Annotated in this window: 21 protein-coding genes and 1 tRNA gene; 16 read left to right on the forward strand and 6 right to left on the reverse strand. The window is 63.8% G+C overall.

Features of this window, described 5'->3' with window-relative positions; all coding sequences use genetic code 11:
* Positions 1-131: 131 nt before the first annotated feature.
* Positions 132-1,709: a 2-isopropylmalate synthase gene (locus tag ACSR1C_RS09700; RefSeq protein ID WP_460259290.1), complete on the forward strand. Its 1,578-nt coding sequence runs from the start codon at positions 132-134 to the stop codon at positions 1,707-1,709.
* 51 nt (positions 1,710-1,760) lie between these two features.
* Here the strand turns inward: ACSR1C_RS09700 and ACSR1C_RS09705 are convergent, their stop codons facing one another.
* The gene (locus tag ACSR1C_RS09705) at positions 1,761-2,936 is read right to left on the reverse strand and encodes a sugar-transfer associated ATP-grasp domain-containing protein (RefSeq protein ID WP_460259076.1); all 1,176 of its coding nucleotides are present in this window, start codon (positions 2,934-2,936) and stop codon (positions 1,761-1,763) included.
* 436 nt (positions 2,937-3,372) lie between these two features.
* Between ACSR1C_RS09705 and ACSR1C_RS09710 the strand changes: the two genes are divergently transcribed.
* The 6 genes from ACSR1C_RS09710 to ACSR1C_RS09735 are packed head-to-tail and all read left to right on the forward strand — an operon-like array spanning position 3,373 to position 9,909.
* Positions 3,373-4,407 carry a rod shape-determining protein gene (locus tag ACSR1C_RS09710; protein WP_460259075.1) on the forward strand — a complete coding sequence of 345 codons (1,035 nt, stop codon included), beginning with the start codon at positions 3,373-3,375 and terminating at the stop codon, positions 4,405-4,407.
* 40 nt (positions 4,408-4,447) lie between these two features.
* Positions 4,448-5,359: a rod shape-determining protein MreC gene (gene mreC / locus ACSR1C_RS09715; protein WP_460259074.1), complete on the forward strand. Its 912-nt coding sequence runs from the start codon at positions 4,448-4,450 to the stop codon at positions 5,357-5,359.
* Entirely contained in the window at positions 5,356-5,895 is a 540-nt protein-coding gene (locus ACSR1C_RS09720) for a rod shape-determining protein MreD (RefSeq protein ID WP_460259073.1), read from the forward strand. Before mreC ends, ACSR1C_RS09720 begins: the two co-directional genes overlap by 4 nt.
* Complete coding sequence (gene mrdA / locus ACSR1C_RS09725; protein ID WP_460259072.1) at positions 5,892-7,835, forward strand: penicillin-binding protein 2; 1,944 nt, start codon at positions 5,892-5,894, stop codon at positions 7,833-7,835. The genes ACSR1C_RS09720 and mrdA overlap by 4 nt, the downstream gene beginning before the upstream one ends.
* Complete coding sequence (gene rodA, locus ACSR1C_RS09730) at positions 7,832-8,977, forward strand: rod shape-determining protein RodA (protein WP_460259071.1); 1,146 nt, start codon at positions 7,832-7,834, stop codon at positions 8,975-8,977. Before mrdA ends, rodA begins: the two co-directional genes overlap by 4 nt.
* Complete coding sequence (locus ACSR1C_RS09735; RefSeq protein ID WP_460259070.1) at positions 8,974-9,909, forward strand: 2-hydroxyacid dehydrogenase; 936 nt, start codon at positions 8,974-8,976, stop codon at positions 9,907-9,909. The genes rodA and ACSR1C_RS09735 overlap by 4 nt, the downstream gene beginning before the upstream one ends.
* A 61-nt stretch (positions 9,910-9,970) precedes the next feature.
* Here ACSR1C_RS09735 and ACSR1C_RS09740 read toward each other — a convergent pair whose 3' ends face one another.
* Complete coding sequence (locus tag ACSR1C_RS09740; protein WP_460259069.1) at positions 9,971-10,762, reverse strand: SseB family protein; 792 nt, start codon at positions 10,760-10,762, stop codon at positions 9,971-9,973.
* Positions 10,755-11,360, reverse strand: a complete 606-nt coding sequence (locus ACSR1C_RS09745) for a uracil-DNA glycosylase family protein (RefSeq protein WP_460259289.1) — start codon at positions 11,358-11,360, stop codon at positions 10,755-10,757. The genes ACSR1C_RS09740 and ACSR1C_RS09745 overlap by 8 nt, the downstream gene beginning before the upstream one ends.
* Positions 11,361-11,437: 77 nt before the next feature.
* Between ACSR1C_RS09745 and ACSR1C_RS09750 the strand changes: the two genes are divergently transcribed.
* The 7 genes from ACSR1C_RS09750 (at position 11,438) to ACSR1C_RS09780 (ending at position 17,725) form a co-directional block, all read left to right on the forward strand.
* Positions 11,438-11,782: an ArsR/SmtB family transcription factor gene (locus tag ACSR1C_RS09750; RefSeq protein WP_460259068.1), complete on the forward strand. Its 345-nt coding sequence runs from the start codon at positions 11,438-11,440 to the stop codon at positions 11,780-11,782.
* A complete protein-coding gene (locus ACSR1C_RS09755) occupies positions 11,775-12,821 on the forward strand; it encodes a permease (protein WP_460259067.1) in 1,047 nt (348 codons plus the stop codon). The genes ACSR1C_RS09750 and ACSR1C_RS09755 overlap by 8 nt, the downstream gene beginning before the upstream one ends.
* A gap of 73 nt (positions 12,822-12,894) precedes the next feature.
* Positions 12,895-14,172 carry a Na+/H+ antiporter NhaA gene (locus tag ACSR1C_RS09760; RefSeq protein WP_460259066.1) on the forward strand — a complete coding sequence of 426 codons (1,278 nt, stop codon included), beginning with the start codon at positions 12,895-12,897 and terminating at the stop codon, positions 14,170-14,172.
* Between the two features lie 196 nt (positions 14,173-14,368).
* On the forward strand, positions 14,369-15,028 hold the full coding sequence (locus ACSR1C_RS09765) for an ABC transporter ATP-binding protein (RefSeq protein ID WP_460259065.1): 660 nt from the start codon (positions 14,369-14,371) through the stop codon (positions 15,026-15,028).
* Complete coding sequence (locus tag ACSR1C_RS09770; protein WP_460259064.1) at positions 15,006-16,682, forward strand: capsule biosynthesis protein; 1,677 nt, start codon at positions 15,006-15,008, stop codon at positions 16,680-16,682. The genes ACSR1C_RS09765 and ACSR1C_RS09770 overlap by 23 nt, the downstream gene beginning before the upstream one ends.
* Complete coding sequence (kdsA, locus tag ACSR1C_RS09775; RefSeq protein WP_460259063.1) at positions 16,682-17,515, forward strand: 3-deoxy-8-phosphooctulonate synthase; 834 nt, start codon at positions 16,682-16,684, stop codon at positions 17,513-17,515. The genes ACSR1C_RS09770 and kdsA overlap by 1 nt, the downstream gene beginning before the upstream one ends.
* Positions 17,516-17,650: 135 nt before the next feature.
* A tRNA-Gln gene (locus ACSR1C_RS09780) sits at positions 17,651-17,725 on the forward strand.
* Between the two features lie 504 nt (positions 17,726-18,229).
* Here the strand turns inward: ACSR1C_RS09780 and ACSR1C_RS09785 are convergent.
* The 3 genes from ACSR1C_RS09785 to ACSR1C_RS09795 all read right to left on the reverse strand — a co-directional run bounded on the left by ACSR1C_RS09785 (position 18,230) and on the right by ACSR1C_RS09795 (position 19,772).
* The gene (locus tag ACSR1C_RS09785) at positions 18,230-18,706 is read right to left on the reverse strand and encodes a hypothetical protein (protein ID WP_460259062.1); all 477 of its coding nucleotides are present in this window, start codon (positions 18,704-18,706) and stop codon (positions 18,230-18,232) included.
* A gap of 4 nt (positions 18,707-18,710) precedes the next feature.
* Entirely contained in the window at positions 18,711-19,403 is a 693-nt protein-coding gene (locus tag ACSR1C_RS09790) for a hypothetical protein (RefSeq protein ID WP_460259061.1), read from the reverse strand.
* 150 nt (positions 19,404-19,553) lie between these two features.
* Positions 19,554-19,772: a hypothetical protein gene (locus ACSR1C_RS09795; protein WP_460259060.1), complete on the reverse strand. Its 219-nt coding sequence runs from the start codon at positions 19,770-19,772 to the stop codon at positions 19,554-19,556.
* A 227-nt stretch (positions 19,773-19,999) separates the two neighbouring features.
* Here ACSR1C_RS09795 and cas3 point away from each other — a divergent pair, with 227 nt between their 5' ends.
* On the forward strand, positions 20,000-22,504 hold the full coding sequence (gene cas3, locus ACSR1C_RS09800) for a CRISPR-associated helicase Cas3' (protein WP_462596923.1): 2,505 nt from the start codon (positions 20,000-20,002) through the stop codon (positions 22,502-22,504).
* A gap of 249 nt (positions 22,505-22,753) precedes the next feature.
* Positions 22,754-24,253 carry a hypothetical protein gene (locus tag ACSR1C_RS09805; RefSeq protein ID WP_460259058.1) on the forward strand — a complete coding sequence of 500 codons (1,500 nt, stop codon included), beginning with the start codon at positions 22,754-22,756 and terminating at the stop codon, positions 24,251-24,253.
* Position 24,254: the final 1 nt, after the last annotated feature.

The following is a 24,254-nucleotide window of genomic DNA, read 5'->3' on the forward strand; positions in this document are numbered from 1 at the left end:
TGCCGCCCCGCGCACCCTGCTGTCCCGTGCCCTTCTTCTCCTTAGCCATCGCTGAGCGTGCCTTCGGCGCGACCGCTCAGAGGTGACCAGCGCCGGACTGCATAGCTAAGGACAGAATGAAAGACATCGACATGACCGATATTGCCAAACAGGACCGCGTCCTGATTTTCGACACCACCCTGCGCGACGGCGAGCAAAGCCCCGGCGCCACCATGAGCCATAACGAAAAGCTGGAGATCGCCTCCATGCTGGACGAGATGGGCGTGGACATCATCGAGGCCGGGTTTCCGATCGCCTCGGAAGGTGATTTCGAGGCCGTGCGCGACATCGCCAAGAACTCGAAAAACTCCGTGATCTGCGGGCTGGCGCGGGCCAATTTCCGCGACATCGACCGGTGTTGGGACGCGGTGAAACACGCCGCCCAGCCGCGCATCCACACCTTTATCGGCACCTCGCCGCTGCACCGCGACATTCCCAAGCTCAGCAAGGACGCGATGGCCGATCTGATCCATGAAACGGTCAGCCATGCCCGCAACCTGTGCGACAACGTGCAATGGTCGCCGATGGACGCCACCCGGACCGAGTTCGACTATCTGTGCCGGGTGATCGAAATCGCGATCAAGGCGGGCGCCACCACGATCAACGTCCCCGACACCGTGGGCTATACCGCCCCGCGCGAGTCGGCCGATCTGATCCGCCGCCTGATCGACTGCGTACCCGGCGCCGACGCGGTGGTGTTCGCCACCCACTGCCACAACGATCTGGGCATGGCCACCGCCAACGCGCTGGCCGCGGTCGAGGCCGGCGCGCGGCAGATCGAATGCACGATCAACGGGCTGGGCGAACGCGCCGGCAACACCGCGCTGGAAGAGGTGGTGATGGCGCTGAAGGTGCGCAATGACATCATGCCCTATCGCACCGGCATCGACACCACCAAGATCATGGGGATCAGCCGCCGCGTGGCCACCGTGTCGGGCTTTCCGGTGCAGTACAACAAGGCGATCGTCGGCAAGAACGCCTTTGCGCATGAATCCGGCATCCATCAGGACGGTATGCTGAAAAACGCCGAAACGTTCGAGATCATGCGCCCCGAGGATGTCGGCCTCAGCGCCACCAACCTGGTGATGGGCAAGCATTCGGGCCGCGCCGCGCTGCGCGCCAAGATGACCGATCTGGGCTTCGATCTGGCCGACAATCAATTGCAGGACGTGTTCGTGCGGTTCAAGGCGCTGGCCGACCGCAAGAAAGAGGTGTTCGACGACGACCTGATCGCCCTGATGCGCGACAGCGCCTCGGACGAGGCGCACGGCCGGATCCAGCTCAAGTTCCTGCGCGTGATCTGCGGCACCGAAGCGCCGCAATCGGCCGACCTGATCCTGACCATCGACGGTACGGATCACCAGATCACGGCCCAGGGCGACGGGCCGGTCGATGCCGCCTTCAACGCGGTCAAGGCGCTGTTCCCGCATCAGGCGCATCTGCAGCTTTATCAGGTCCATGCGGTGACCGAAGGCACCGACGCCCAGGCCACCGTCAGCGTCCGGATGGAGGAGGACGGCCGCATCGTCACCGGCCAGTCCGCCGATACCGACACGGTCGTGGCCTCGGCCAAGGCTTATGTGAACGCGCTGAACCGGCTGCTGGTGCGGCGCGAAAAGTCGAAACCTGGGGACGACATCAAATCGGTCTCTTACACCGACGTGAGTTGAAACGACGGAAAATGCCCCGGGGCCAGCGGCCACCGGGGCAGCAGCACGTCTTCAACCGCCGAAAATACCAAGCCTGCGTTTCTTTTTCCGGCCGAATTCAACCCCGCAGCTTTCGAAGAAGGCGCGCACTTGCGGCGTCAGCAAGCCACGGCCGCTGGCGTATTGCGGCAGATCGAACCCCCCGCCATAGTTCAGCTCGACGATCACGGGGCCCGCTTCTGTGATCGCGATATCAGTCGACTGATAGCGGATGGGCGCGAAAATACGCCCCGCACGGTCGTTGATTTCGCACAACTCGGACCAAAACGGCAATTCCAGCCCCACCAACCCGGCATGGTCGGGGTGATCGTCCAGAAACTCGGTTTCGATCCCGCGGCGTGCGATCGTCAGAATACGGCCCGTCTCCACATCGATCGCGCAGGCGAGATTGCCCGGACGCCAGAAAGCGTCCGCAATATTGCCTCCCTGCGGCAGCTTGATCAAAGCGATGGGGCAATAGACGCCGGTGTCCATGACCATGTTCACCATCCGGACAGTGCCGAGCGCCGAGGCGTATTTCGCGAACCCGGAGTGATTGCGCAGTTCCCGCTGGATGACATAGGCGTTACTGCCGACGAATTCGGCAAGAAAGTGGTCGTGCGACATTGGCGGGTGACCGGTGCAGACGATTTGGTTGTCGTCCCCATCTTCGATGCGAAACGCCCCGAAGCTGACCATGCCGTCGACGATTTTGCAGAACAGCGGTTCGCCGGCATAGGTCGTCAGCAGTTCGCGCAGCCCCTCGACCGAAGAGATCTTGTTGAGGCCTGGATAGATGCGTGGAGATTGGTCGAAAACGGCGACGGTCTCGGGGACCGGGACACCCCCCGCCTGAAGCAGCGTCGCGGCGAGAACCTTATCCTCGGCGGCGCTGGTCCAGCCCTTGTGACAACACTTGTGGGTGATCGGCCAATGCAGATCGTTTGAAATGAACTGATCGCGTTCGTCCTGTGTGTAACGGTCTATGTCGAACAGACCGTTGCGCACGTATTCGACCATGTTCAACTGGCTGTGCGACTTGGCCATCTGGTTGAACTCGCGCTGAATCTGCAACACGGAGCGCCCGGAGTTCTTGGCCGCATAGATCAAAAGATCCTTGGGTGAGCTGTCTCGGGCGGACAGGTAATTGGCCTGATCGCGTTCTGCAATTGTCATCTCGAATTCACTCCAGCAGCAATGATTAGGCATTAATTGGAAACAGTTCTACATGGCAATATGGTGATATTGTGTCGTTGAAGCGAAGTTATCTCGGCGGTTAAATATCAATAACATCCCGGGACCCTACACGGTTTTAAGCTGCCTGAGGTTTCTACCGTCATCAGGCGCACGGACGTGCAATTCCCAGAATACAGCATGTTCGGCTGGGGAATTTCAGAGAATCTTCCGCTCCTTATTTTTTTATATATTCAAATATTTTTTACTGAATTATAAGGTAATATGGAGTTATACTTCCACTATTCGAACTGTCAAAGCCTTGTGGCCCGATCCATACCGGCACTGCATGAGCGGAATCCCGTCGCACGGCCAGAAACGGGCCTTTTCCTGCCAGTAGACGCTGACTATAACGCAAAAAGCCCTCGCGCACGGAGTCGCGGGCAGGACAGCGGCAGCAGGACAGTCAGACATGGCATTTGGTAGTTTGTTTTCGTCCGATATGGCGATCGACCTTGGGACGGCGAACACGCTTGTCTATGTCAAGGGCAAGGGCATTGTCCTTAACGAGCCCTCGGTGGTCGCTTTTCACGTCAAGGACGGGCGCAAACAGGTGCTGGCCGTGGGCGAGGATGCCAAGCTGATGCTGGGCCGCACACCCGGCAGCATCGAGGCGATCCGCCCGATGCGCGAAGGCGTGATCGCCGATTTCGACGTGGCCGAAGAGATGATCAAGTATTTCATCCGCAAGGTCCACAAACGCACCACCTTCACCAAGCCCAAGATCATCGTCTGCGTGCCCCACGGCGCGACCCCGGTTGAAAAGCGCGCGATCCGTCAGTCGGTGCTGTCGGCAGGCGCGCGCCGCGCCGGGCTGATCGCCGAACCCATCGCCGCGGCCATCGGTGCGGGCATGCCGATCACCGACCCGACCGGCAACATGGTCGTGGATATCGGTGGCGGCACCACCGAGGTGGCCGTTCTGTCGCTGGGCGACATCGTCTATGCGCGCTCTGTGCGCGTCGGCGGCGACCGGATGGACGACGCGGTGATCTCCTATCTGCGGCGCCAGCAGAACCTGCTGATCGGCGAAGCCACCGCCGAGCGGATCAAGACCTCGATCGGCACCGCGCGGATGCCCGATGACGGGCGTGGCGCGTCGATGCATATCCGCGGCCGCGATCTGCTGAACGGCGTGCCCAAGGAAATCGAGATCAATCAGGCCCAGGTGGCCGAGGCATTGGCCGAACCCGTGCAACAGATCTGCGAGGCGGTGATGATCGCGCTGGAAGCGACGCCACCCGATCTGGCCGCCGACATCGTCGACCGGGGCGTGATGCTGACCGGCGGCGGCGCGCTGCTGGGCGAGCTGGACCTGGCCCTGCGCGAGCAGACCGGGCTGGCGATCTCGGTCGCGAATGAATCACTCAATTGTGTGGCGCTCGGCACCGGCAAGGCACTGGAGTATGAAAAACAACTCCGCCATGTGATAGATTACGACAGCTAAGCCAACCGCACGCGCGCCCCGCGTCCGCAAAGAGGCCGCCGTGGCAAGAGACCGACACAACCAGGCCGACTATGTCCGCCCGATCCGGCGTATCGCGATCGGGGGGCTTGTGGTGTGTCTGCTGGGCCTGTTCCTGCTGTGGCGGATCGACAGCCCCAGGGTGGAACGGTTCCGCGCCGCACTGGTGGACAGGGTGGTGCCCTCGTTCGACTGGGCCCTGCTGCCGGTGACCAAGGCTGCGGGCATGGTCGAGGGGTTTCAGTCCTACACCCGAATCTACGAACAAAACCAGGAACTGCGCCGCGAGCTGCGCCAGATGAAGGCGTGGAAAGAGGCCGCCCTGCAACTGGAGCAGGAAAACGCCAAGCTGCTCGATCTCAACAAGGTGCGGCTCGACCCGCAGCTGACCTATATCACCGGGCTGGTGCTGGCCGACAGCGGATCGCCCTTCCGCCAGTCGGTGCTGCTGAATGTCGGCGCGCGCGACGGCATCGTGGATGGCTGGGCCACCACTGACGGGCTGGGCCTGGTCGGGCGGATTTCCGGCGTCGGGCGCAGCAGCGCGCGGGTGATCCTGCTGACCGATTCCAACAGCCGCATTCCGGTGACGATCCAGCCCTCGGGCCAGCACGCGATTCTGGCCGGCGACAACAGCGCGGCCCCCCCGATCGAGTTTCTGGAAAACCCCGAAGCGGTGCGCCCCGGCGACAGGGTCGTGTCGTCGGGCGATGGCGGGGTGTTTCCCGCCGGGCTGCTGGTCGGGCAGGTCGCGCTGGGGGCCGACCGGCGGCTGCGGGTGCGGCTGGCGGCGGATTACGAGCGGCTCGAATTCCTGCGGGTGCTGCGCAGCCATGGCAACGAGGTCATCCGCGATCCCGGCGGCCTGATCGCGCCGGCGGTGATCGGCCCCCCCGCCCCGGCCGAACTGAGCACGGCGGAGGAACGCCCGTGATCGACCCGCAAACCAGCCAGCGCTGGATTTACCAGCTTTTGTTCGCGGCCCTTGCCACCGCACTGCTCTTTTTACAACTGTTGCCGCTGCACACCCTGCCGGCCAGGTTTCCGGGGCCCGACCTGTTGTTGTGCCTGACACTGGCCTGGGTGCAGCGGCGCCCCGATTTCATTCCGCCCCTGCTGCTGGCGGCGGTCTTTCTGGTGGCCGACCTGCTGTTGATGCGGCCGCCGGGGCTGTGGACCGCGCTGGTGGTGCTGGCGGCGGAATTCCTGCGCAGCCGCCAGACCGGCGCGGGCGAGGTGCCGTTCGCCGCCGAATGGCTGCTGACCACGGTGGTCATCGTCGCGATCTCGCTTGGCTATGCGCTGATCCTCGGCGTGACCGCCACCGCCTTTCCCGGCCTGGCGATGAGCGTCATCAAGATCGTGATGACCGTGTTGGCCTATCCGGCCGTCGTGCTGGTCGCGCATCAGGCCTTCGGTCTGCGCCGCCTGACCGCCGCCGAGATCGACGCGCAAAGGACGGCCCGATGAAGCATTCGCCGAAGGATATCGAGGAAAGCAGCCGCCGGATCAGCCGCCGCGGCCTGATCCTGGGCGGCGCGCAGGTTGTCTTCATGGGCGGGCTGGCGCTGCGGATGCGGCATTTGCAGGTGGATCAGGCCGATCAGTTCCGCCTGCTGGCCGAGGAAAACCGGATCAACATCCGCCTGATCCCGCCGACCCGCGGGCTGATCTTCGATCGCAACGGCGTCGCGCTGGCGCAGAACGAACAGAATTACCGGATCGTTCTGGTGCGCGAGGACGTGACCGATGTGGACACGGCGCTGGCCGCCATCGGCCGGCTGGTGTCGCTTACCCCCGACGATCTGGAACGCGCCCGCAAGGAAATCATGCGCCGCAGCCCGTTCGTGCCGGTCACCGTGGCCGATCGGTTAAGCTGGCAGGAGGTGGCCGAGGTCGCGGTCAACGCCCCCGCCCTGCCCGGCATCACCCCCGAGGTCGGACTGTCGCGCCACTATCCGCTGGACAGCGATTTCGCGCATATCATCGGCTATGTCGGCCCGGTCTCGGATTACGACCTGTCCAAGCTGGAAAACCCCGATCCGGTACTGCAGATCCCGCGGTTCCAGATCGGCAAGACCGGCGCCGAGGCGAAGATGGAGGATGCGCTGCGCGGCAAGGCCGGCAACAAGCGGATCGAGGTCAACGCCGTCGGCCGCGTCATCCGCGAACTGGACCGCATCCCCGGCCAGAAAGGCGCGGATATGCAGCTGACCGTCGATGCCGGGCTGCAGAATTTCATGCAGGCGCGTCTGTCGAACGAAAGCGCGGGCGCGGTGGTTCTGGACGTGGCCAAGGGCGATATCCTTGGGATCGCCTCGGCCCCCGGTTTCGACCCCAACAAGTTCGTACGCGGCATTTCGGTCGCCGATTACCGCGCGCTGACCGAAAACCCGTTTCGCCCGCTGGCCAACAAGACCGTGCAGGGCACCTACCCGCCGGGGTCGACCTTCAAGATGGTCACAGCGCTTGCCGCGCTAGAGGATGGGGTGATCGGCCCGGACGAAACCGTCTGGTGCCCCGGCTATCTGGAAAGCGGCGGCCGGCGATTCCATTGCTGGAAGCGCGGCGGCCACGGCCATGTCGATTTGAACAAAAGCCTCGAACAGTCCTGCGACGTGTATTATTATGAGGTCGCCCGCCGGGTGGGCATCGACAAGATCTCGGCCATGGCCCGGCGTCTGGGGCTGGGCACCCGGCATGACCTGCCGATGTCGGCGGTGGCCGAGGGGCTGGCCCCGACCAAAAGCTGGAAACGCGAAAACCGCGGCGCCGAATGGGTCGTCGGCGACACGCTGAACGCCGCGATCGGGCAGGGTTTCGTGCTGGCCTCGCCGCTGCAACTGGCGGTCATGACGGCGCGGGTCGCCAGCGGTCGCTCGGTCACGCCGCGGCTGGTGAAATCCATCGACGGGATGGAACAGCCCGACGGCGCGGGCGTGGAACTGGGTCTGAACCCCGCGCTTCTGGCCCGTGTGCAGCGCGGCATGTTCAACGTCTCCAACAGCCGCCGGGGCACCGGCTATGGCGCGCGCGTGGCCGATGACGCCTATCTGATGGCGGGCAAGTCCGGCACCAGCCAGGTGCGCAACATCTCGACCGCCGAACGGGCGCGCGGCGTGTTTCGCAACGAAGACCTGCCCTGGGAGCGGCGCGACCACGCCCTGTTCGTCTGCTTTGCGCCATTCAATGCGCCCAAAGTGGCGGTTTCGGTGGTGGTCGAGCATGGCGGCGGCGGGTCCGCCGTGGCCGCGCCCATCGCCCGCGACATCGCCCTGCGCGCGCTTTACGGCGATGTGCCGCCGCTGGCCGCCTATCCCGAAAACCAGCGCCGCAAGATCGAGGATCTGTTCGGCACCCTGCCGCTGCGTGCGCCCACGGCCCCCGCCACCGGGCGGAGCCGCGCATGAGCTATCTTGAATATAACGTCAAAACCGTCCCGACCGGGTTTCGCAAGGTACTGTATCTGAACTGGGCGCTGGTGCTGTTGCTGACCGCCGTGGCCGGGGTCGGGTTCATGATGCTGTATTCGGTGGCGGGCGGGTCGTTCAGCCCCTGGGCCGAGCCGCAGATGAAGCGGTTTGCCATGGGCCTGATCGCGATGTTCATGGTGGCGTTCGTTCCGATCTGGTTTTGGCGCAACATGGCGGCGCTGGCCTATGCGCTGTCGGTGCTGCTGTTGTTGTTTGTTGAATTCTTCGGCACCGTGGGCATGGGCGCCCAACGCTGGATCGATCTGGGCTTCATGCGGCTGCAGCCGTCAGAACTGACCAAGATCACCCTGGTGATGATTCTGGCGGCCTATTACGACTGGCTCGACATCAAGAAAGTGTCGCGCCCGATCTTCGTGGCGCTGCCGCTGGCGCTGATCCTGCTGCCGACCTTTCTGGTGCTCAAGCAGCCCGACCTTGGCACCGCGCTTTTGCTGGTGATCGGCGGTGCGGCGGTGATGTTCGCGGCCGGTGTGCACTGGCTTTATTTTTCGGCCGTCTTTGCGATGGGGGCCGGGTTGCTGGCCGGGGTTTTCGCGTCGCGCGGCACGCCCTGGCAACTGCTGAAGGATTATCAGTACCGCCGGATCGACACATTCCTTGATCCGGCCTCCGATCCGCTGGGGGCGGGCTATCACATCACCCAGTCGAAAATCGCGCTGGGATCGGGCGGCTGGGCCGGGCGCGGCTTCATGCAGGGCACGCAAAGCCGGCTGAATTTCCTGCCCGAAAAACACACCGATTTCATTTTCACCACCTTGGCCGAGGAGTTCGGCTTTATCGGCGGATTTTCCCTGTTGATGCTGTACGGGCTGATCATCGTGTTCTGCGTGACCACGGCGCTAAAGACCAAGGACCGGTTTTCAGCGCTTCTGATTCTCGGGATCGCCGCGAATTTCTTTCTGTTCTTCGCACTGAACATGTCGATGGTGATGGGGCTGGCGCCGGTGGTGGGGGTGCCTTTGCCGCTGGTCTCTTACGGCGGGTCAGCGATGCTGGTGCTGATGGCCGCCTTCGGGCTGGTGCAAAGCGCGCATATTCACAGACCGAGGGGACGATGACGCTGAACATACTTTTTGCCGCCAATGCGGCCCGGTGGGAACAATATCGCGGCCTGCTGCCCGATGCCTTTGCCGAAGCAGGGCTAGCGGTGAACCTGTTCACCGAAACCGACACGCCCGAGGCGGTGGATTACATCGTCTATGCCCCGAACGGCACCCTGCGCGATTTCACCCCGTTCACCGGCTGCAAGGCGGTGCTGAGCCTGTGGGCCGGGGTCGAAACCATCGTTGGCAACGAAACGCTGACCCAGCCACTGTGCCGCATGGTCGATCCGGGCCTGGAAGAAGGCATGATCGAATGGGTCACCGGCCATGTGTTGCGTCATCATCTGGGGATGGACGCGCAGATCGTGCATCAGGACGGCGTCTGGAACCCGGTCGTGCCGCCGCTGGCGCGCGACCGCACCGTGGCGGTTCTGGGGCTGGGCGAGCTTGGCCGGGCCTGCGCCAGCGCGCTGGCGGCATTGCGATTCGACGTGCTGGGCTGGGCGCGCAGTCCCAGGGACCTGCCCGGCGTCACCTGCCTGAGCGGCCCCGACGGGCTGACCGCCGCGCTGGCGCGGGCCGAGATCGTGGTGCTGCTGCTGCCCCTGACGGCAGAGACCGAAAACCTGCTGAACGCCGAACGGCTGGCGCAGATGCCGCGCGGGGCGGTCATCATCAACCCCGGCCGCGGCCCGCTGATCGACGATGATGCGCTGCTGGCGGCGCTGGATGCGGGGCAGATCGGTCACGCCACGCTGGATGTGTTCCGAATCGAACCGCTGCCGCCCGCGCATCCGTTCTGGGCGCATCCGAACGTGACGGTCACGCCGCATATCGCGTCCGAAACCCGCGCCGCCAGTGCCGCGCGGGTGATCGCCGAAAATGTCCGCCGCGGCGAAGTGGGCGAGACGCTGCTGTTTCTGGTGGACCGGACAAAGGGCTACTGACCGCTTCGGAAAAATCTTCACGAAGATTTTTCAGGCCGAAGAATTTTCGTGAAAATTCTTCCTAGCGCAGCTTCGGCGGCTTGTCGGGCTCCATGCCCGGCGCCTGTGGGCCGGTGGCATCGACCCTGACCGGTTCGGGGATGTCGAACCGCAGCCCGACCCGCGCCAGCCGCGCCGCGATCGGATCGGAGGCGTCGAAAAACGCCACGTCGATCGCGCCCGCCTCGATCCCGCTGAAGGTCAGCGCCTCGCCCGCGGCCTGGGTCAGCGCGCCCTCGGCACCGGGCATCGCATCGATGAAAGCCAGCATATGGCCCTGCTGGCCGCCCTCATAAAGCACCCCCGCCAGATAGACCAAAGGCGCCAGCCCCGCCGCCGTGCCCAGCTTCGCATCCAGCGCGCCAAGCAGAAAGTCGGGCACCCCGGCAGGCGGCGTGATTTCCACCGGCAGCGCCTCGACCTCGGTCGGCTGCTGCGACAGGATACCGGCCAGCCAGTCCACCGCCTCGGCCGGGATCAGGATCGACGAGGGCGCCACGCCCAGATTGACCCCCAGCCCGATCCCCTGCCCCGCCAGCATCGCCGCGATCAGCCGCCCCGACAGCGCCGCATAGGGGGCGGTGACGCCAACGAATTCGGCCAGCCGTTCCTCGCGGTCGAAGACCAGAACGAAACGCCCGCCTTCCAGCGCGAACACATCGGGGGTCACGTTATCGTCCTCGGCCTCTTCGGCCAGCAGCAAGAACAGCTCGCTGTCGGCCAGACGCTCGAAAAACCGCAGGCGCGCGGCGTCGTCTTCGGGCGCGGCCTCCATTGCGGCATGGGCCAGGTCCAGTGCGGTTTCGTCAGCCATCCATCACCTCTTTCACACGGGTTCGCAGCACCGGCAGCAGATCTTCGCCGAACCACGGGTTTTTCTTCAGCCATGCCGTATTGCGCCAGGACGGATGCGGCAAGGGAAAGACGCGCGGCGCATGGGCGCGCCAGCCCGCCACGGTGCGGGTCACGCCGCCCTTTGCCGCCGCGCCCAGAAAGTATTTCTGCGCATAGCCGCCGATCAGCAGGGTCAGCGGCACCGCGCCCAGCGCAGCGCGGACCTGCGCGTGCCAGGTGTCGGAACACAATCGGGGCGGCGGCAGATCGGCACCCTTGGCGTCATAGCCCGGAAAGCAGAACGCCATCGGCAGCACCGACACGCGCGAAAGGTCATAGAACTGATCGGCGCCGATCCCCATCCAGTCGCGCAGCCGGTCGCCCGAAGGATCGAAGAACGGCTTGCCCGCCTTGTGCACCCGCATCCCCGGCGCCTGCCCCGCCACCAGGATACGCGCGCCGGGCGCGAACCACGGCACCGGGCGCGGCGCGTGGCCGGTGGCGGTCATGGCGAAGCGATCCGCGCACAGGGTGCACGACAGAATCCGGTCTTTCAGGGGCGCAAGCGGGTCCGGCATTGCCCCCAGATAGGGCCGATTGGCGGAAATGCCAAATCGCACTTGACTCATTTCGACATTTCTAGAAATATAGAATCATGGAACATGATACATGCGATGACCTGTCCCTTGCCCGCGCGGCCTCGACCTTTGCCGCGCTTGGCTCTGAACAACGGCTTTCGGTGCTGCGCTGCCTGGTGCGCGCGGGGCCTGCGGGGCTGTCGATCGGCATGTTGGGCAGCCGCAGCGGGATCACCGGATCGACCCTGACGCATCACATGAAAATACTGGCCCAGGCCGGGCTGGTGACGCAGTTGCGCCAGGGCCGGACGATCATCTGCATCGCCGCCGCCTATGACGAGATGAAGGCGCTGTCGCACTTCTTGCTGTCGGAATGCTGTGCCGACGCCACCGAACCCCACAAGGACCATGCCGATGACTGACACCGCACTGACATCGCCCCGCCTGCCCGCGCTGTGGAAGCGGCTGGACAAGGCCTGGCTTCTGATCGCGCTGATCCCGGTTCTGCTGGCGGTGTTCGACCGCGCGCAGTTGTGGCCGACGCTGGATTTCGCCGCCCGCGCGCTGGCGCATACCGGGGTGTTCATCCTCTTTGCGGTGCTGGCCGTCGGCTATCTGAAGGCGACCGGAGCCGAGACACTGCTGGCCCGCGCATTCGAGGGCCGCCAGGCCCGGATGATCGTTCTGGCGGCCCTGATGGGCGGGTTGGCCCCGTTCTGTTCGTGCGAGGTGATTCCCTTCATCGCCGCGATGCTGGCGCTGGGGGCGCCGCTGGGCGCGGTCATGGCGTTCTGGCTGTCCTCGCCGCTGATGGATCCGGCGATGTTCCTGATTACCTCGGGCACGCTGGGAATGGACTTCGCCATCGCCAAGACCGTGGCCGCGGTCGGTATCGGGCTGTTCGGCGGCTTTGCCACCGGCGCGCTGTCGCGCACCGCCCTGTTCACCGATCCGCTGAAGGCGGCACAGCCCGCCGCCTGCTGCAACACCGGCTGCGGCACCGGTCCCGCGATCCTGAGCGGCAAGCCGCACTGGCGCTTCTGGCACGATGCGCAGCGGCGCCGGACCTTCCGCACCACCGTGACCGAGAACGCGCTGTTTCTGGGCAAGTGGCTGCTGCTGGCCTATATGCTCGAAGCGCTGATGCTGCGCTATCTGCCCGCCGACATGATCGCCGGGGTGCTGGGCGGCGACGGCCTGCGCCCGGTGCTGCTGGGGGCGCTGGTGGGCGGGCCCGCCTATCTGAACGGCTATGCCGCCGTGCCGCTGGTGGACAGCCTGATGCAGCAAGGCATGAGCAACGGCGCGGCGATGTCGTTCATGCTGGCCGGCGGGATCAGCTGCATCCCCGCCGCGGTCGCGGTCTGGGCCTTGGTCAAGCCGCGCGTGTTTGCCGCTTATCTGGGCATTGCGCTCATTGGTTCGATCATCGCCGGGATCGTGTGGAACTTGGCCGCCTGAAGCATTTGGGGCGGTTGCCCCTGCTTTTGACATGCTCTATCTCAGTCCGAGGTTACCACGGGAGAGGACGGGCATGTATCGGGTCTGGAACTATGTTACCAACTATTCACTTCTGCTGATCATCGGCGCGCTGATCGCGCTGGTGTGGGCCAATATAAATCCCCATTCCTATCACGACTTCGTCGATCTGGTCCTGATCGACGATTTCATCATCGGCCACGCGCATGAGGTCGAAGGCCATATCCAGCGCACCCTGACCCTGCACTATCTGGTCAACGATGTGCTGATGGCCTTCTTCTTCGCCATCGCCGCGAAAGAGGTCTGGGAAGCCGTGATCCTGGAAAACGGCTCGCTGATCGGGAAAAAGGCGGCCACGCCGCTGTTCGCCACGCTGGGCGGGATGATTGGCCCGATCGCCGTTTATCTGGGGCTGGCCATGCTGTTGGGGTCCGAAACCTTCGACGCGGTCAACCGCGGCTGGGCGATCCCCACCGCCACCGACATCGCCTTTTCCTATCTTGTCGGGCGCCTAGTGTTTGGCGCGGGCCACCCCGCGGTGCGGTTCCTGCTGCTGCTGGCCATCGCCGACGATGCCGCCGGCCTGATCATTCTGGCGATCTTCTATCCCAGCGGTGAACTGGCGCCCGAATGGCTTGCCCTGTCGGTCGGCGCCGCGGCGGGCGTGTTCATCCTGTTCAACTGGTTGCCGCGCAGCCTGGACCGGGGCGATCAGCTGCGCCCGAAATCCACCTGGGTGCGCAAGTACCTGTCGTTCTGGCCCTATCTGATCGCCGGCGCGCTCAGCTGGTATGGCTTTCAGGAGGCCGGGCTGCACCCGGCGCTGGGGCTGCTGCCGATCGTGCCCACCATCCCCCATGCCGATCGCGCCTTCGGCATCTTCTCCGAAGCCGAACAATACCTGACCGACCTGCTGAACCAGATCGAACACGCGCTGAAACACCCGGTCGAGGTGGTTCTGTTCTTCTTCGGGCTGCTGAACGCGGGGGTCGAATTCTCGTCCATCGGATCGCCCACCTGGCTGGTTCTGGCCGGGCTGCTGATCGGCAAGCCGCTGGGCGTGACCCTGTTTGGCTGGTTCGCCGCCGGGCCGCTGCGCCTGGGCCTGCCGGCGGGGATGCGCACCCGCGATCTGTTCGTGATCGGCTGCGTGTCCGCCATCGGCTTTACCGTATCGCTGTTCATCGCCTCTGTCGCGTTCAACAACGGGGTGCATCTGGAAGGCGTCCGGGTGCAGGATGCCGCCAAGATGGGCGCGCTGTTCAGCTTCGCCGCCGCGATCATCGCGATCATCGCCGGGCGTGTGCTGAAGGTAGAAAAGCAGACCTCCTGATCTGCATCGGGCGCGCGCCGCCTTCCCTGCGGGGGCGGCGCGATGCCACAATCAGGCCACGAACCCCGCGTCCGTACCGGAAATTAGCATGGGGGTTGGACATAATACCGCCTAAAAACCATTTTATTGTCCATGATACGGCAACCGTACACTAAGCAGGATGCGGAACCGGCAGAGGCAGTACCAAGGCGAGTGAATGATCGAGTTCATCAATGTCAGCAAGTCCTTCTGGACCGGACGGCAACGCAAGGTCATCCTTGACCGCGTGTCCTTTCGCATTGATCTGGGCCGCTCGATGGGCATTCTCGCGCCGAACGGCACCGGCAAGACCACGCTGATCAACATGATGGCCGGACTTGAAAAACCCGACGAGGGCCAGATCCACCGCACCAGCCGCATCTCGTTTCCGCTGGGTTTCATGGGCGGGGTCGTCAACCGCCACAGCGGCACTGAAAACGCCCGCTATATCGCGCGGCTTTACGGGCTCGACCCCGATTATGTCGAGGCGTTCTCGCGCTGGATGTGCGGAATCGAGGAATATTTCGACATGCCGGTGGGCACCTACAGCCAGGGGATGCGGGCGCGGTTCAGTTTTTCACTGATGCTGGCGCTGGAATTCGATATCTATCTGATCGACGAAGGGATGCCCTCGACCACCGACGTGGAATTCAACCGCAAGGCCGGACAAATCCTGCGTGAGCGGCTGGAAAAATCGACCGTCGTGATCGTGTCCCACCAGGCGGAAACGCTGGAAAAATACTGCCGCTCGGCGGCTGTGCTTTTGAGGGGGCAACTTTATATGTTTGACACGCTGGAAGAGGCGAAAAAGCTCTATGACTACCAAACCCAGAGCTAAAAAGTTCCGCATCCGCCGCAGCGGACCGTTGGGCAATGGCCGCCCGCGCCCCGAAGCCGAGGAGGCCGGCCGGCCGGTCGAGGATGATTTCGGCGATCGCCCGATGCCCGCCGCAACCCGCGCCGAGCGTCCGGCGCCGACCGAGACGCCGGCATCGTCGACGTCATCGCCAAAACCCTCTGCCAGCGCGATGCCGCCGCTGGGCGAGCCGTCGTCCGACACGGAAATCACCGATATCCGCAAAGAGGGGCTGACCGGCCGCCAACTGCGCATGGCGCGGCGCGTGGCGCAAAAGCATGGGCTGGCGCCCACATCGGATTTCGACGCGGTCCGCCTGCTGCGTCAGAACGGCATCGACCCGTTCCAGCGCTCCAACATGCTGGAACTTGTCATCGCGGACGGCGAGGAGCGTCAGCCGCAGACCCAGCCGCAGCCGCAACTGCCCCAGACGGTGCCACAGAACCGCAAGAACACCCTGCCCTCGACCGAGCTTGCGCCGCCCGAAGCGCCGATGCTTCAGGTGCTGCGCATCCAGCAGGACATCGCCCGCCGCCGCCGCCGCAAATTCGCGCTGCTGCTGTCGCGGCTGGGGGTTTTCGTGCTGCTGCCGACGCTGATCGCGGGCTATTACTATTTCACCATCGCGACCCCGATGTACGCGACCAAATCCGAATTCGTGATTCAGCAGGCCGAAAGCCAGATGTCGGGTGGGCTGGGCAGCATGTTCGCCGGCACCGGGCTGGCGGTGCAGCAGGATTCGATCGCGGTGCAAAGCTATCTGCAATCGCGCGACGCGATGCGGCGGCTGGATGACGATCTGGGATTCAAGGCACATTTCAGCCAGCCGCGGATCGACGCGATCCAGCGGCTGGAACCCGGATCGAGCAGTGAGGCGGCCTATAAGGTCTTCAAGGACAACGTTAAAATCGGCTACGATCCGACCGAAGGCATCCTGAAGATGGAGGTGGTCGCCGCCGACCCCGAAACCTCTGCCGCGTTCTCGGACGCGCTGATTTCCTATGCCGAAGAGCGGGTGGACGGGCTGACCCAACGCCTGCGCGAGGATCAGATGTCCGGGGCGCGCGAAAGCTATCGCAACGCCGAAATGAAGGTCGAGGAGGCCCAGAACCGGGTTCTGGAGCTTCAGGAACGGCTGGGCGTTCTGGACCCGGTGACCGAGACCAGCGCCCTGATGGGGCAGATCAACAACTTCGAGATCCAGCTGCGCGAAAAGCGGCTTCAGCTGCAACAGCTGCTGGACAATGCCAGCCCCAACCAGGCCCGTGTCGAAGGCGTGCAGGGCGATATCCAGCGGCTGGAAAATCTGGTGGGGGAACTGCGCGGCTCGATGACCGAAAGCACCTTCGGCACGGATTCGCTGGCCCGTGTCTCAGCCGAGCTACGGATCGCCGAGGCCGATCTGGCCAACCGGCAATTGTTGCTGCAACAGGCGCTGCAGCAGCTTGAAACCGCCCGGATCGAGGCCAACCGCCAGGTGCGCTATCTGTCGCTGGGCGTCAGCCCCGTGGCGCCGGACGAGCCGACCTATCCCCGCGCCTTCGAGAATACGCTGCTGGCCTTCCTGATCTTCGGTGGCATATATCTGATGATCTCGATGACAGCCTCCATTCTCAGGGAACAGGTATCGGCCTAATGAAAGACGTGACAATCGGCGGTCTGACCGTCGGAAACGACCGCCCGCTGACCGTGATCGCGGGGCCCTGCCAGCTCGAATCGCTGGATCACGCGATGATGATCGCGACCCGGATGAAAGCGGCCTGCGCCAAGGCGGGCGCGCAATATGTGTTCAAGGCCAGCTTCGACAAGGCCAACCGCACCTCGCTGTCGGGCAAGCGCGGCGTCGGGATGCAGGCCGGGCTGGAGATTCTGGGCGCCGTGAAACAGGCGCTGGACGTACCGGTGCTGACCGACATCCACACCGCCGACCAATGCGCCCCCGTGGCGCAGGTCGTGGATATCCTGCAAATCCCCGCCTTCCTGTGCCGCCAGACCGATCTGCTGCTGGCCGCGGGCGAAACCGGCGCGGTGGTGAACATCAAGAAGGGTCAGTTCCTGGCCCCCTGGGACATGGCCAATGTGGTGCCCAAGGTCACGTCCACCGGGAACGAACGCATCCTGCTGACCGAGCGCGGCACCTCGTTCGGCTATAACACGCTGGTGGCCGACATGCGGTCGCTGCCGACGATGATGCAGACCGGCTATCCGGTGATCATGGACGCGACCCATTCGGTGCAGCAGCCCGGCGGCTTGGGCGGCACCACCGGCGGCCAGCGCGAATTTGCGCCGGTCATGGCGCGCTGCGCCGTGGCGCTGGGAATCGCGGGCGTCTTCATCGAAACCCACGAGGATCCCGACACCGCGCCCTCCGACGGGCCGAACATGATCCCACTGGATCAGATGCCGGCGCTGGTGGCATCGCTGATGGCCTTCGACCGGCTGGCCAAGGCCGACCCGATCCGGATCTGACCGGTTTCGGGGCCTGCGCCCCTTTCGTGCCGGAGCGGTTCCGGTTCGAAAGGGGGCGGCACATGACCAAGTGCATTTTTTCCCGAAATTGGGCTTGAAGCGCGCCGCGGTCTGGCGTAATCAACCGGCCACCGTTGGGGTGTAGCCAAGTGGTAAGGCAGCAGTTTTTGGTACTGTGTATCGTAGGTTCGAATCCTACCACCCCAGCCATCTTTCCTGATTTTTCAAGGCGCTGAAAGTTACCGCTCGATTGTCGGATGTTTCCGGGGCTTTGGCGCGTTCGGTTCTCAAGTGAGACGTGAACCAGAGCGCCAATGTTAGTTGACACTTATTATTGCAGTGAATGCGGAAGAGGGGGGATGAGGGCGGAAGATTGCGGATTAAGCTTATAAATAAGGGGCTTGGCGGTGGGGTGTGGGTGGTGGAGCAGGTCAGAGCCGTGACATTTCAGTAGGGCGAAAATAGCCAGATAGAGAGCATGTCACGACGACCGGCGGCAACCTTGAAGCGCCTTTGAATGGCGGCTTAAAGGCTTTGTAAACAAGGGGATTAAGCCACTTGTAGCATCTCAGATGCGTAAATGCGGTGGCTTGGAACTTCCCACTCAATTGGGAAGTTGTTTTTTCAGTGGGAAGTTCGCCATAATGCTTTGTAAACACACAGATAAAATGAAAATTCCAGTGTAAAAAATAATGCTCGAACTTCCCACTGATTTCAGTGTTCGCAAGGGTTCGCAGCGGAAGTATCAGCCCAGCCACCTATAGACGGACCTACCGGATCGAATGGCCGAAACTGGCTGTCGGCTACAGCGATAAGATCGGGACTCAGGCGGACCTGGCTGAAATTTTTAATCATGCCTGCGCCTCTTGCGCCGAGATATGTCCACCCATCGACTTCGAGCCTTTCTCCGCTGGCCAGGCCGCCTGGGATTTTGCGCAGGTCGACGCGAAGCTCTCCAAGAGGAACTTCGCGTGCGACGTGAAATATTGCGCCACCGTAATAAAGGCCACCAATAACCGCAGGACCGTTATATTTAACCACACCAGAATAAGAGATGCGCTCTGCATCAACCTCGGTGACATGCAAATTCTCCAAAACCAAACCTTCGCGGATGCAGGTTGGAATTTCTGCATTCGCCACGGCTGCTGGTAGAAGAAAAGCAGTGGCTATTAGGAAAAAACGGGTTTTCATTTGGCTAACCTTTAATGCTTCTGAAGACACAAACGACACGGCCGAGCAGCCGCACATTGGAAAAGTCACTGCCGCTATATACGGCCGGCGCGCAGCCGAGGCTATCGTAGCTCAAAATATATGATGCCCGAGTCGGCATCGTGACGCGGGCAAAGCCGACGTCGCCTTTGTCCGATGCGCACCACACATCATTGTCCGGCTCTTTTGGTTGAAGATCCTCTATAAGCGCGAGATCGCCCTCGTCGAGGGTGGGCGACATCCGACTATTGCGGACCGTTACGAATGACAGGCCGACCGGATCGAGCCCGCTGTCTGCTATCCAGCCGTTCGCGACCGCAAATGGACCAGCCCCCTTCTCGCCCGTGCGGTCATCCCTGTGGTATGGGATCGGCAAGTACCCACCGCGCAGCGCTTCCTTGGCACCAAGCGGCGCGATGACCTGAGACGCCATATTACTGCCCGCTTCAGCGAGATGATAGGATTGAAGGTGCCCTGTGGCTGCCGGCCTTTGCGGCCCGAAATAAAGCTCCAGCCCCAGAACGTCCGCCAGAGAGCTAAGCTTCTCGATCGATGGCATGCCGTACCTGGGCCGCTTCATGTTCGCGATCAAGTGCGGATTCCCGACAGTCCTTTCGGACGCTTCCGCGTCGCTCATGCCCACTTCCTTCAGGCGCGGGATAATCACATCCAGGAGCATCTTTTTATCCATGTTGGCAGAACTGCCAAGAATTGGGGGTGTGGGCAAGAAGTGTCTTGACCTTTGACAGCCAAACCGGGCGATTTCGGGCCGCAGTCTCTGTTTGCGATTTCGGCGGTACGAGTTTGGCGGAATTTGCGGGGGCTGCGCTCAGAGCGCGGTAAACTGTTCACGCTGTCCAGACCAGATCGCCGGGAAACCTGTATTGATCAGATAGTCGCTGCTGAGGCCCGCAGGTCGCTCGCCCTTTGCTATCGCGTCCAGAGGCTCCGGCGCCAGCGTCGCCAGATCAATGACATCCTGAACCCGGCGCTTCGACGTGCCCTCGGCCTGTGCAATCTCGGCGAAGGTTTTCCCTTCTATGACCATCGCGAGCCAGCGCCTGGCCTTGACGATGTTGCGGGTCAGGTGACCTGGAAAAGGCTTCCAGGACGCTACCGCAAGGTGCTAGCGCATGAGAGAGACGCCGCCCCTCCGTCATGCCGGGGCCGATGCATTATTCTTATTTGGTAAGAATAACATCTTGCAGCATTCGCCATATGCGATTCATGCTGCGTGTGCCACAATCAAAGAAATTTCCGATGTCCCAGCCTGCGATGCCACACAACATACGCGCAACATGGGGGAAATCGAATTGCCTTACTGGTGCAACGCATCACCTTGCGCACCACTCGGCCGATGTCGCGGCCGTCTTCTGTGCCTTGCTGGAACAGCCGATATTCAGAAGACGGGCGGAAAGATCGCTTGGCCGCGCCTTGACGCAGGTAGAGATATCATGCCTAGCCGCGCTGGTATTCCTGCATGATATCGGCAAGCTGGCACCGGGGTTTCAGGCCAAGGCCTGGCCCGAGGGTCATGGCCTGCATCTGCGAGGGCACCTGGAATGCGGCTGGCTTTGGACCGCCGTCGATCCCGATCGCGATGTGCTTGCCGGCGCCGGGCGGTATCTGTTCGGCTGGCCGGATCTGCCGCAGTGGTTTGACGCGATTTTCGCCCATCACGGCCGCCCGGTCGCACCGCCCGGTGCGGGCAAGTCACAAGCTGCCTTTCCGGACCTGCCCTATTACGACTGGCGCGCGCAAGAGGCGGTTATGGGTCGGGCGCTGCTGGGCTGGTTTCCCGAAATCAAGGTGTCGCAGCCACCCCGGCCAGAGCCGCCCTTCCTGCATTTCTTCTGCGGCCTGCTGACCCTGGCCGACTGGGTGGGTTCCGATGCCGGCGCCTTTCCGTTCGTGGCAGAGTTTGATCCCGGCTATTGGTCCGTCGCGCAGCGGAACGCCGCGCGGCGCGTCGGCGAAATCGATCTGGGACCGGCGCCCGCGCTGCGAAACGCCCCCGGCTGGGATCTTATTTCCGACCACCCCAGCCCGCGCCCGGCCCAGGCGGCCGTGGGGGCGTTGCCCAGCGATGAGCGGCTTGTCCTGCTGGAGGCGGAAACAGGGGCCGGCAAGACCGAGGCCGCGCTCTGGCGCTTTGCCACGCTGCTCGCGGCAGGCGAGGTTGACTCGCTCTATTTCGCAGTGCCGACGCGGGCAGCGGCGCGGCAGTTGCACCGGCGGATCAACGATACCCTGCAAACCATGTTCGACACCGCGCCCGAGGCGGTGCTGGCCATTCCCGGCCAGGCCGTGGCCGGCGACGCGACAGGCACGCGGCTTGCAGACTTCTCGACGCGCTGGGATGACTCGCAGGCCCATCCCGCCCGCTGGGCGGCCGAGCATTCGGCCCGCTATCTGGCGGCACGGGTGGCCGTCGGAACGGTCGATCAGGTAGCGCTTGGCGGGCTGATGGTCAAATATGCCCATCTGCGCGGTACCGCCCTGTCGCGCGCCCTGCTGGTCATCGACGAAGTGCACGCCTCTGACCCATACATGAGCGAAGTCCAGCAAAGCCTTGCCCGTGACCACCTGGATCTGGGTGGGCATGTCATGCTGATGTCGGCGACGCTGGGCGCAGCCGCGCGGCGCAAATGGCGGCAAGAGGCGCCCGCCAGCCTGGCCGAGGACACCGCGCGGGCCTATCCGGCGATCTGGACGTCGGCCGGATTGCATCCGGTCGCCACCGATCCCGCTGTCGGCAAGACAGTGGCTGTGCGGGCGCAGCCGGGCTGGTCAGGCGAGGATGCGGCCAGTCTGGCCGCACAGGCGGCGCGGCAGGGGGCAAGGGTCCTGGTGATCCGCAACACGGTGGCCCGGGCACAGGAGACCTTCACCGCCTGCCGGGCACTGGCCTCCGACCACCTGTTGACGGTGCACGGCATCGCCACCCTGCACCACAGCCGCTTTGCCGCCGAGGATCGCGCTCTGCTGGACGCGGCCGTGGAAGATGCAGTCGGCAAGGACAGCCCGATCGCGGGGCGGATCGTCATCGGGACACAGACACTGGAACAAAGCCTCGACCTCTGCGCCGATCTGCTGATCACCGACCTTTGCCCGATGGATGTGCTGCTGCAGCGCATCGGGCGACTACACCGGCACCGGCGCCCACGACCAACCGGGTTCGAAACTGCACAGGCCATCGTTTTGTGCCCCGAAGGCGGGCTCGATCCCCTGACCCGCGCCGCCGATAACGGGCTGGGCGCCTATGCGGACGGGCCGCGCCTCTCGGGGGTCTATGTCGATATGCCCGGCATCGCCGCCACGCTGGAACAGATCGCGGCGCATCCCGTCTGGCGGATCCCCGCGATGAACCGCACTCTGGTCGAGGCCGCCACCCACCCCGAGGCGCTGGACCGGATCGCCGAGGCGCGGGGCTGGCAGGATTACCGCGCCCGGGTAACGGGCAAGGTTCTGGCCGAAATGAAAACGGCCAAGCTGGTGCTGCTTGACCGCCGCCAGCCGCTGGAATGTTTTCCCGATGACGAAAAGATCCGCACCCGCCTGGGCGAGGACGGCGTGGTTCTGACCCTGCCCCCCGGAACGATCGGGGCATTCGGCGTGCCGATCAACCGGATCGCCCTGCCCGCGCAATGGTCGCGCGGCCTGACCGGGGATGAGACCCCTCTCCTGCAAAACGACCCAGAGGAACATAATTTTATTATTAGTATTAAAGACCTTAGCTTCACATACTCGAATATTGGGCTCGCTAAGCTTGACACATAGAGCAGGCATGAGAGTATTCCCATAACAGCTTATCTGAAAGATTATCCCAATGAAGATCGGGCTAAAGATCAAGATGTCTGCGATCTCTGAACGACACGCAGGCGGCGCGTGGCGGCAAAACATATTCTGGGCGCGCGCCCTGTTCGGCTGCGAGGGCGTTCTCTCTCGTTTTCGCGAGAATAGGCCCAGCTTGTCTGAGAAAAAACTTGTATCGGACAAGAATTCCCCAAATCCCTTGGGGCAAATCAAATGACGCATGATCTGCTGCATGACCCGCTGATCCAGGGTGATCATGGCTGGCACAGCCTGCCCGGCCTGCTGGCTGCGATGGCGCGGGGCGCGGTGGGGTCTTTCCCGGCGTTGCGCCCGCATCAGCGCCCCGCCTGGCACATGTTCCTGGTGCAGTTGGCCGTTCTGGCGCTGGATAATGCCGGACGCAAGGATCTGCCACTGGACGAGGACAGCTGGCGCGCGGCCCTGCGCGGGCTGACCGCCGCCTTTCCTGACGACGAGCCCTGGCATCTGCTAGTCGCGGATCACAGCCAGCCCGCCTTTCTGCAACCGCCCGATCCGGGTGGGTTGAAATGGTCGGATGTCGCCACTCCCGATGCGCTCGATATGCTGATCACCTCGCGCAACCATGATGTAAAGCGCGAAATCGGCCGTCACGCCGCGCCGCAGGACTGGATCCTGGCCCTGGTCAGCCTGCAGACGATGGAGGGTTTCGGCGGCGCCGGGAACTATGGCATCGCGCGGATGAACGGCGGATCGTCTTCGCGGGTGTTGTTGGGCCTGGCGCCCGCGCTGGCCGGATCGGCCCGCGTCGACCCTTCGGCCTGGTGGGCGCGGGACGTAACGCTGTTGCTTGGCCGGCGGCAGGGCCTGTCGGGAAAGACGCTGCTGTGGCTCGATCCCTGGCCCGAGGGGCGGTCGCTGGATCTGGCGGCGCTGGATCCGATGTTCATCGAGATTTGCCGGCGCATCCGGCTGATTGAACGCGATGGGCGGATCGCAGCCCTGCGCAGCACATCAAAAGCCGCGCGAGTGGCAGGCAAGCAGGCGCTGGGCAATACTGGCGACCCCTGGGCGCCAATCCATATCGCCGAGGGCAAGAGCCTGACCCTGGGCGACCAGGACTGGACGCATGAGATGCTGGTGCGCCTGCTGTTCAAGGCCGAGCCCGAGTGGCAGGTACCGCTGTTGGCGCGCGCAGGTGCCGGTGAGGACGCCACCCCGATGCTGCTGGTCGCCGAAGCGTTCGCGCGCGGGAATTCCAAGACCGACGGTTTCAAGTCGCGTGTCGTGCCGATCCCCAAGGCGATGGTGCGACATGGCCTGTGGGAACAGGCGGTGCCCGTGGCAGACGGCATATTGAAGGATATCGCCGCCGTCGATCTTGCCCTGCGCAACGGGCTGGCGCTGGTGGCCGCCGGCGGTGACCGCGCCAAGGTTGCCAAGCCGCATTACGCCCGCAGCCAGCAAGCCCGGACCGCGTTGCGGCGGCAGGCGGATGAGCGGTTCTTTCCCGAGCTGTGGCGGCGGACGGGCGTGTCGGTCGATGCCGGTTTCGCGCCGCTGCGGCTGCACTTTCTCGAGGGACTGGCCCAGGTGGCGCGTGCCGAGTTTCAACAGGCCCTGCCCGGCATTCCCTGCGCCAGCCTGATGCGCCCGCGCGCCGAGGCGCGGGGGCGACAGGCATTGGAGCGGGGGCTTTATTTCGCCATGCGGGATTTCAAAGACAACACATAGG

Source organism: Actibacterium sp. D185-2 (assembly GCF_054954595.1).

What these genes read in the sequence shown, in the direction of transcription:
- ACSR1C_RS09795 (WP_460259060.1), bottom strand. Translation starts at nt 19,772, where the DNA reads ATGGTCATAGAAGGGAAAACCTTCGCCGAGATTGCACAGGCCGAGGGC.
- mrdA (WP_460259072.1), top strand. Translation starts at nt 5,892, where the DNA reads ATGAAGCATTCGCCGAAGGATATCGAGGAAAGCAGCCGCCGGATCAGC.
- rodA (WP_460259071.1), top strand. Translation starts at nt 7,832, where the DNA reads ATGAGCTATCTTGAATATAACGTCAAAACCGTCCCGACCGGGTTTCGC.
- ACSR1C_RS09760 (WP_460259066.1), top strand. Translation starts at nt 12,895, where the DNA reads ATGTATCGGGTCTGGAACTATGTTACCAACTATTCACTTCTGCTGATC.
- ACSR1C_RS09705 (WP_460259076.1), bottom strand. Translation starts at nt 2,936, where the DNA reads ATGCCTAATCATTGCTGCTGGAGTGAATTCGAGATGACAATTGCAGAA.
- ACSR1C_RS09750 (WP_460259068.1), top strand. Translation starts at nt 11,438, where the DNA reads ATGGAACATGATACATGCGATGACCTGTCCCTTGCCCGCGCGGCCTCG.
- ACSR1C_RS09770 (WP_460259064.1), top strand. Translation starts at nt 15,006, where the DNA reads ATGACTACCAAACCCAGAGCTAAAAAGTTCCGCATCCGCCGCAGCGGA.
- ACSR1C_RS09745 (WP_460259289.1), bottom strand. Translation starts at nt 11,360, where the DNA reads ATGCCGGACCCGCTTGCGCCCCTGAAAGACCGGATTCTGTCGTGCACC.
- ACSR1C_RS09790 (WP_460259061.1), bottom strand. Translation starts at nt 19,403, where the DNA reads ATGCTCCTGGATGTGATTATCCCGCGCCTGAAGGAAGTGGGCATGAGC.
- ACSR1C_RS09700 (WP_460259290.1), top strand. Translation starts at nt 132, where the DNA reads ATGACCGATATTGCCAAACAGGACCGCGTCCTGATTTTCGACACCACC.
- ACSR1C_RS09765 (WP_460259065.1), top strand. Translation starts at nt 14,369, where the DNA reads ATGATCGAGTTCATCAATGTCAGCAAGTCCTTCTGGACCGGACGGCAA.
- cas3 (WP_462596923.1), top strand. Translation starts at nt 20,000, where the DNA reads ATGCCACACAACATACGCGCAACATGGGGGAAATCGAATTGCCTTACT.
- ACSR1C_RS09805 (WP_460259058.1), top strand. Translation starts at nt 22,754, where the DNA reads ATGACGCATGATCTGCTGCATGACCCGCTGATCCAGGGTGATCATGGC.
- ACSR1C_RS09755 (WP_460259067.1), top strand. Translation starts at nt 11,775, where the DNA reads ATGACTGACACCGCACTGACATCGCCCCGCCTGCCCGCGCTGTGGAAG.
- kdsA (WP_460259063.1), top strand. Translation starts at nt 16,682, where the DNA reads ATGAAAGACGTGACAATCGGCGGTCTGACCGTCGGAAACGACCGCCCG.
- ACSR1C_RS09710 (WP_460259075.1), top strand. Translation starts at nt 3,373, where the DNA reads ATGGCATTTGGTAGTTTGTTTTCGTCCGATATGGCGATCGACCTTGGG.
- ACSR1C_RS09735 (WP_460259070.1), top strand. Translation starts at nt 8,974, where the DNA reads ATGACGCTGAACATACTTTTTGCCGCCAATGCGGCCCGGTGGGAACAA.
- ACSR1C_RS09785 (WP_460259062.1), bottom strand. Translation starts at nt 18,706, where the DNA reads ATGAAAACCCGTTTTTTCCTAATAGCCACTGCTTTTCTTCTACCAGCA.
- ACSR1C_RS09740 (WP_460259069.1), bottom strand. Translation starts at nt 10,762, where the DNA reads ATGGCTGACGAAACCGCACTGGACCTGGCCCATGCCGCAATGGAGGCC.